This is a genomic window from Candidatus Cryosericum odellii, from assembly GCF_003570935.1.
Classification (GTDB): Bacteria; Caldisericota; Caldisericia; order Cryosericales; family Cryosericaceae; genus Cryosericum; species Cryosericum odellii.
The window spans coordinates 295-6,695 of the sequence record NZ_QXIU01000222.1; the positions used below are offsets into that span (position 1 = coordinate 295).

At 60.5% G+C, this 6,401-nt stretch carries 7 protein-coding genes; 4 read left to right on the plus strand and 3 right to left on the minus strand.

From position 1 onward, the window contains the following. Positions 1 to 1,704, plus strand: a 1,704-nt coding sequence (locus SMC5_RS09070) for a serine hydrolase (protein WP_207799185.1), incomplete at its 5' end; no start/stop codon positions are given. A gap of 102 nt (positions 1,705 to 1,806) precedes the next feature. Here the strand turns inward: SMC5_RS09070 and SMC5_RS09075 are convergent. Together SMC5_RS09075 and SMC5_RS09080 are read right to left on the minus strand one after the other, a co-directional pair. Further along, the gene (locus SMC5_RS09075; RefSeq protein ID WP_119120450.1) at positions 1,807 to 2,106 is read right to left on the minus strand and encodes a hypothetical protein; all 300 of its coding nucleotides are present in this window, start codon (positions 2,104 to 2,106) and stop codon (positions 1,807 to 1,809) included. Positions 2,107 to 2,251: 145 nt separating this feature from the next. Continuing rightward, on the minus strand, positions 2,252 to 2,545 hold the full coding sequence (locus tag SMC5_RS09080) for a DUF4342 domain-containing protein (RefSeq protein ID WP_119120451.1): 294 nt from the start codon (positions 2,543 to 2,545) through the stop codon (positions 2,252 to 2,254). Between the two features lie 175 nt (positions 2,546 to 2,720). On the opposite strand from SMC5_RS09080, the gene SMC5_RS09085 reads away from it, so the two are divergent. The 3 genes from SMC5_RS09085 to SMC5_RS09095 are packed head-to-tail and all read left to right on the plus strand — an operon-like array spanning position 2,721 to position 5,406. After that, positions 2,721 to 3,614, plus strand: a complete 894-nt coding sequence (locus SMC5_RS09085; RefSeq protein WP_119120452.1) for an aldo/keto reductase — start codon at positions 2,721 to 2,723, stop codon at positions 3,612 to 3,614. 30 nt (positions 3,615 to 3,644) lie between these two features. Beyond that, entirely contained in the window at positions 3,645 to 4,667 is a 1,023-nt protein-coding gene (locus SMC5_RS09090) for a DUF2804 domain-containing protein (protein WP_119120453.1), read from the plus strand. Between the two features lie 7 nt (positions 4,668 to 4,674). Beyond that, the gene (locus SMC5_RS09095) at positions 4,675 to 5,406 is read left to right on the plus strand and encodes a GNAT family N-acetyltransferase (protein WP_119120454.1); all 732 of its coding nucleotides are present in this window, start codon (positions 4,675 to 4,677) and stop codon (positions 5,404 to 5,406) included. Between the two features lie 15 nt (positions 5,407 to 5,421). On the opposite strand, the gene SMC5_RS09100 is transcribed toward SMC5_RS09095, so the two are convergent. Continuing rightward, the coding region (locus SMC5_RS09100; RefSeq protein WP_133299202.1) for an LCP family protein at positions 5,422 to 6,401 on the minus strand (980 nt) is incomplete at its 5' end.

The window sequence follows — 6,401 nt, forward strand, 5'->3', positions numbered from 1 at the left end:
AAATGGAGAACATTGGAGTGCCGCGAACCTGCACTGGTTAGCGAGTCAGACACGATCGTGATGCATCAGGCCCGTCCATACCGTTTGAGCAGATCAGCACTGCGTCTGATCACCGGCATGCTCGTCCTGGCAGTGCTGACGAGCGCAAGCGGGTGTGCGGCTCCGGGACGCCAGGTCGTCGCCATCGGCTCCTACGACATGACCGAGGTCAACCAATTCCTGAGCTCGGCTACGCCCACTGCACGCGGCATGGCCCTGGTTGTCGTGAAGGATGGGAAGGTCATCGAGAGCGCCGGCTACGCCAAATTCGGCCCCGGGACAGTCGTGGACATTGGTTCCGCTTCGCGCTGGCTGGCCGCGGCGGCGATGATGACCCTGGTCGACGAGGGAACGCTTGCGCTGGATGACCCCGTTGCCAAATATCTGCCCGAATTCACCGGCGACAAGGCTGCCATCACGATACGACAGCTTTGGTCCTATGATTCCGGACTGCCGGCAACAGACACCTCGATCGACGACCGGACGCTGACACTGGAGGAGTGTGTCAAACGCATTGCCAGCGGACCCCTGCCCTCTCTGCCTGGCACCACCGTGAGCGACGGATCCGTCTCCATCCAGGTCGGAGCCCGCGTCTGCGAGGTCATCAGTGGAATGACGTGGCAGGAGTTCTTCCGTGTCCGAATCACCGAACCTCTCGGGATGGACAGTACGAGCTTCAACCTGATGGGTTTCAACCGGAATCCAGATGTGGCCGGCGGCGCGCGTTCGACAGCCGAGGACTATTCCCGGTTCCTGACCATGCTCCTGCAGGGCGGCGTCTGGTCTGGCAAGCACATCCTCTCGGAGCAGGCCGTCGCCCAGATCGAGCAGGACCAGGCTCCTGCGTCCACCATCGCTGAGACTCCCTATACCACAGTTTCGTCGCTTCTCCCCTCGACCAGTGGTGCCCGTCCTGGGCTGGGCATGTGGCGCGAGGATGCCGATCCAGGCACCGAAACCCTCCTTATCGCCTCCTGCCCCGGTACCTATGGGTTCACGCCTTGGATCGACTACAAGCTGAACCTCGCAGGGGTCCTATCCATGCAGTACGACCTGGCTAAGGCCGCCTACGACATCATGCGCGTGCGCCAGCTGGTGCCCCAGGCAATTGCCGCCGGGCTTCGGTTCAAGGATGTCCCCGCAACGTCGTGGGCCTTCACCGCAGTCACTGATCTAAGCGCCCGTGGCCTCGTCACCGGTTATGAGGACGGTAAGTTCCATCCGGACAACGCGGTGACGCGAGCAGAGTATGCCAAGCTTGTCTGCAGCGCCCTGGGCGTCGCACCGGACGCCGTGACGTCCGATCCCTTCAAGGACGTCACAATCACTCACTGGGCGGCAGGCTACATCGCCGCTGCTGTCGGCAAGGGCTGGCTGACCGGGTACCCCGGAGGCCTGTTCAAGCCCGACGAACCCGTCAGCGTGGCTCAGGCACTCGTGGTCATCACACGTTCACAGCGCTGGAACGACACGGCAACACTCCCCTATGCTGACGTCCAGCCCGGCTACTGGGCCCACACATTCATTGAGGCCTGTTTCACCAAGGGCATCATCAAGAACCCCGACCCCGGCATTGAATCCGGGGGAAAGCTGAGCCCCGAGGGCCATTGCACACGCGCCCAGGCATGCGTTCTGCTTAGCCGTCTGCTTGCCTTGAAACCTTGACCTTCCGTTCAGATTTATAACAGCAACGGGAACTGTCTCCCATGCTACAAACGCCCCGGATTACTCCGGGGCGTTCTGCATTCAAAAGACTTGGGCAACCAACTAATCGTCTTCGTCGTCCTCGGCTCCGTCCACTTCTTCCTCTTCCTTTTCCTCGTCGTCCCAGTCGGGATCAGAGTCGGAAAGGTCCTCGAGGATGTCCTGAAGGTCGTCCAATCGGTCCATCAGATCATCAATAGCATCATCCGTCAGCGTGGACGCATCGATCTGTTCATATGCCTCATCAAGCTCTGCGCGCAAGCGTGCCGCCTCTTCTGCCACCACGTTGTCCTCGTCCAGCTCACTGATCTTCAGTTCGAGCGCACTGACGATTCCCTCGAGCCGTACTCTCTCATCATCCATGACTTCCTCCCATGCAAATATGTGGGTGCGATGCCGGCACTATAAATAAAACGCGTCACGTTTCAAGCCTCTCGGACAGAAATGCCAGACGGCCGGGTTATTGCCCGGCCGTCTGCAGTGCCCCAACAAGGGAGTAGTGTTGTGTCTAAGTCTCAGTCTTGTCGATGCACGAGCCCTCGACGGTCGGTTTCGCCGGCGCGTCGACAAGTTCTACGGCAATAGTATAGGACGCCGCGAGAGCGGCGACTGCCCCGATGGCCGCCCACACGGGAAGCAAGACCGCGCCCACGACACCTGCGGTAAGTGGGACCTCAAACAGCGCGATGCCGTCCTTGTTCTTGATCGTGACACGCCGGACGTTGCCCTGATGGACCAGGTCCTTGACCTGCTGCAGCAGCTTCTCACCGCTGACCTTGAACTCTTCCGTTCGATTGCTCATATCTCATCTCCTCTGATGTTGTCGCAGATTTGCAGGATCACTGCGCTGTGCCTGTCCTGCCGTCACCATGTCTACGCAGGTGAAGGAGCCAAGGTTACATGGGCCGCTGGTACGGCTGCCCCCTTGAAGCTATACTAATGAGGAACGCGGCTCCACCGCGGAAGGGAGGAACCTCATGGAGAAACGACCATTTGGCAAGACTGGTGTTGAACTCCCGATCCTGAGCCTCGGATGCCAGCGACTGGTGGATGAGGAAGGTTGCAGCCAGGACCAGGCTGTTGCCATCCTCGAACAGGCCCTGAAACGCGGTGTGTGCTACTTCGATACGGCGCCTGCCTACTCGGAGGGCGAAAGCGAACGGCGTGTCGGTCTGGTGGCAATGAGCCGACGTGTGGACATGTGGATAGCGACCAAAGTCAATGAGACCACGCGGGACGGTGCCCGTCGACAGCTCGAGGCGAGTCTCAGCCGACTGCAGACCGACCATGTGGAAGAAGTGCGTTTGCACAACGTCTTCAACTTTGATCGGCTGGATGCCATGACCGGCAAGGACGGGGCGCTCCAGGCTTTGATCGAGGCGCGAGACGAGGGGCTGGTCCGGTTTATCAGCATTTCGGGACATGCAAATCCACAGGTGCTTGTCGAAGCCATCCGGCGATTTCCGTTCGACACGGCCTTGTGCGCCGTCTCGGCACTGGACCATTTCATCTACAGTTTCGCAGAGGAGTTCCTGCCATTTGCGCTGCAGAAATGCATGGGCATCGTTGGCATGAAGGTCCTGGGCTACAAGACCCTGGCCGCCGACTGGCAACGAGCACTGCGGTACAGCATGGGTCTGCCGGTCACCACCGTCATTACCGGCTGCTCCACGATCGAACAGCTGAATGGCAACATCGACCTCGCCGAGAACTTCGTACCGATGACCAGCGTCGAGCGTCTGGCGTTTTTCCGCGACATCCTGCCGATGGTGACGCCGCAGAACATGCCCTGGAAGTCCAGGGACTGGGCACGCAAGGACTGGATAGAACGAAAAGAACCATTCGGATTGACGCGCACCGGCTGCCAGTAATGATGGGCCACACCGAAAAGGGGGATGTCGATGCAGCATGAGCTGACCACTCACGTGGACCTGTTGAACAACAGGGGCGAGCTGAACGAGAAGGGATGGGCACGCCGGCTGGTGGCCACCTACAACCGCGAACGCATCGCTGCAAGCTGGCTGCGCATCAAGGAGTGGGACTACTACTGTGTCCTGACTCCGGACTACGGCGTAGCCATGACGATCTCAGACATCGGCTACTTGGCCAACATCTCGGTGACCTGGCTGGATTTCGTGAACCAGACTGAGGTCACGGAAACCATCATGAAGCCGTTCACGCGAGGGTCGCTCAACCTGCCGCGCACGTCCGAGACAGGTGACATCGCGTACAAGGACAGCTGCATCGACCTGCGCTTCACCCGCAACCCTGCCTCACGCGTGCTGACCCTGGATTTCCCGGGTTTCGACCATGGCAAGGGGATCAAGGGCAGTCTGAGGCTGGACCAGGACCCGTCATTGGAAAGCATGGTCATCCTGACCCCGTTCGAACATGCACCGAAGGCCTTCTACTACAACCAGAAGGTCAACTGCATGCCCGCGACTGGAACCATCACCGTCGGCGGCGTGGACCATGTCTTCGACCCACAGACCTCGGCCGGCGTCCTCGACTGGGGTCGGGGCGTCTGGCCATACCGCAACACGTGGTATTGGGGTTCCGGATCCGGCCGTGTGGACGGGCATTCCTTCGGGTTCAACATCGGCTACGGGTTTGGCGACACCAGCGCCGCCAGTGAGAACGTCATCTTCTGGGATGGCAGGGTGCACAAGTTCGACCGCATCGAGTTCCAGATCCCGCCGGACTCCTTCATCAAGCCCTGGAAGTTCGTGAGCAGCGACGGTCGATTCGACATGGACTTCGAGCCCATCCTGGATCGCCATGCCAAGACTGATATCGGCGTCATCAAGACCGTTCAGCATCAGGTCTTTGGGCGCTTCACCGGTGACGCCGTCCTCGACGACGGGACCCGGGTGCACCTCGACCACTTTCTCGGTTTTGCCGAGAAGGTATTCAACGAATGGTGAGGCCATCATGAGCGCAACAAGGATTCTTCCGGTAGCAGTACGCAACGCAGGCGACCTTGCCACGATNNTCCGCGATCGTCTCGCCGAGCTGGGCACGTTTGCCTGGGTCGCCTACAACGGAGCTGACCCTATCGGCATGATCCAGTGTCATCCCGACCGCGACCCCATGGGCGTGGGTGTGGCCGTTATCGACTGCATCTGGGTCCCCAAGAAGTCCCGGTGGGGGAGGGGCATCGGCAGCAAGCTTCTGGCAGAGGTCGAGACGACCATGCAGCGCCAGCATCGCTGGTTCGACGGCAAGCCTGCCGACGGCATGGCCGCCATGGCCTTTCATGGCGAAGCCGAGGGCCAGCAGTCCGCCGAATCGTTCTATATGCACCACGGGTTTGTCCACGTAGACGGCGACCCGGACCTCATGTTCAAGCCCTTCCTACCGGAAACCGTCTGGACCCCAACTCCCCACGCAGTCGTGACACCGACGTCGCTGCCTGACGACCTGGCTCGCGTCACGGTGCTGCTCGGACCTCTCTCGTGTCCGTTCCAGTACCGCATCCTCGGCCAGACCGCCACGTATGTCGGCGAGAAGCTCGGCTTGACGGTCACCGAGGTGGACGCCGTGAACGATCCCGAAGGCTACCTGGCTCACGGCGGCCTCACTGGCATCCTCGTGAACGGCCACCTGCTCGGATATGACCTTCTGCGGCGTGAGAAACTCGACGAGGAGCTACGCGGATTGTAGAATACCCTGCCAGGCTCAGTTCGAAGGCGGCTCAGACGGGGCCGCAACGCCAAAGAGCGGCCCCGTCGTCTTTCGGAGAACATCAATGTTGGGGATGACATACGACACGCCGTCCACATATTGCGGCATCCCGGTGAAAGGAACCAATTCCACGTCTTTCTCCGCGACGTCCTTGTACGTCATTCCGATGCGCGCCATGACGTTGAACGACATGTCGGTTGTCACCACCGCCTGCACAGCACGGATGACGGCAGGCAAGCGCAGCAGTGTCCGTACGTCTTTCGTCTGATCGATGACAGCCGCCACGAGTTTCTTCTGGCGCTCCACACGTCCGTGGTCCTCGCCAGACCACGTGCCGAAGTCCCCGACAGCATCCATCCTGAAGCGAGCATACCCCAGCGCCTGCTCGCCGTCGAGATGCTGGACGCCCGGCCGCAGGTCAATGAGCACGTCGACCGCCTTATAGTACATCCTCTCCTCGACGTCGATGGTCACGCCGCCCAAGGCGTCGATGATGGCGGCGAACCCTGCAAAATCGGTTTTGACCGTATAGTCGATGCGGAGACCCGGCAACAGGTCCGTTGTGATGGTATCGATCAACAGACTGGTCCCGCCGTCCCGGTAGTACCCGCTGGAAGCCTGGTTCAGCTTGTTGACGCCATGGCCGGGGATCGTGACGCGCGTGTCACGTGGAAGAGACAGCAGGCGTACATGTTTTGTCACCGGGTCCAGTCGCACCAGCATGATCGTGTCTGCACGACCGGGGTCACTCGTCACGCGGGAGTCGGCTCCAAGCAATAGAATGTTGATGGGTTTGTTGAGATCGGGCTCCGGCTGGAGAGGTATCGGGGGTACCATACGCTGCACAGGAGGGGGATGGTCGACAGCACCCGGCACTGAAGGGTTCACAGTATCACCAGTAACGGAGGTTGTGGGCACAGCACGTGACACAGCAACGACGCCGGCAAGCAGCGCCGTTATCGCCAGTAGTGCCA

Coding starts and splice junctions, on each gene's coding strand:
- SMC5_RS09085 (WP_119120452.1), top strand. CDS start 2,721: ATGGAGAAACGACCATTTGGCAAGACTGGTGTTGAACTCCCGATCCTG.
- SMC5_RS09075 (WP_119120450.1), bottom strand. CDS start 2,106: ATGGATGATGAGAGAGTACGGCTCGAGGGAATCGTCAGTGCGCTCGAA.
- SMC5_RS09090 (WP_119120453.1), top strand. CDS start 3,645: ATGCAGCATGAGCTGACCACTCACGTGGACCTGTTGAACAACAGGGGC.
- SMC5_RS09080 (WP_119120451.1), bottom strand. CDS start 2,545: ATGAGCAATCGAACGGAAGAGTTCAAGGTCAGCGGTGAGAAGCTGCTG.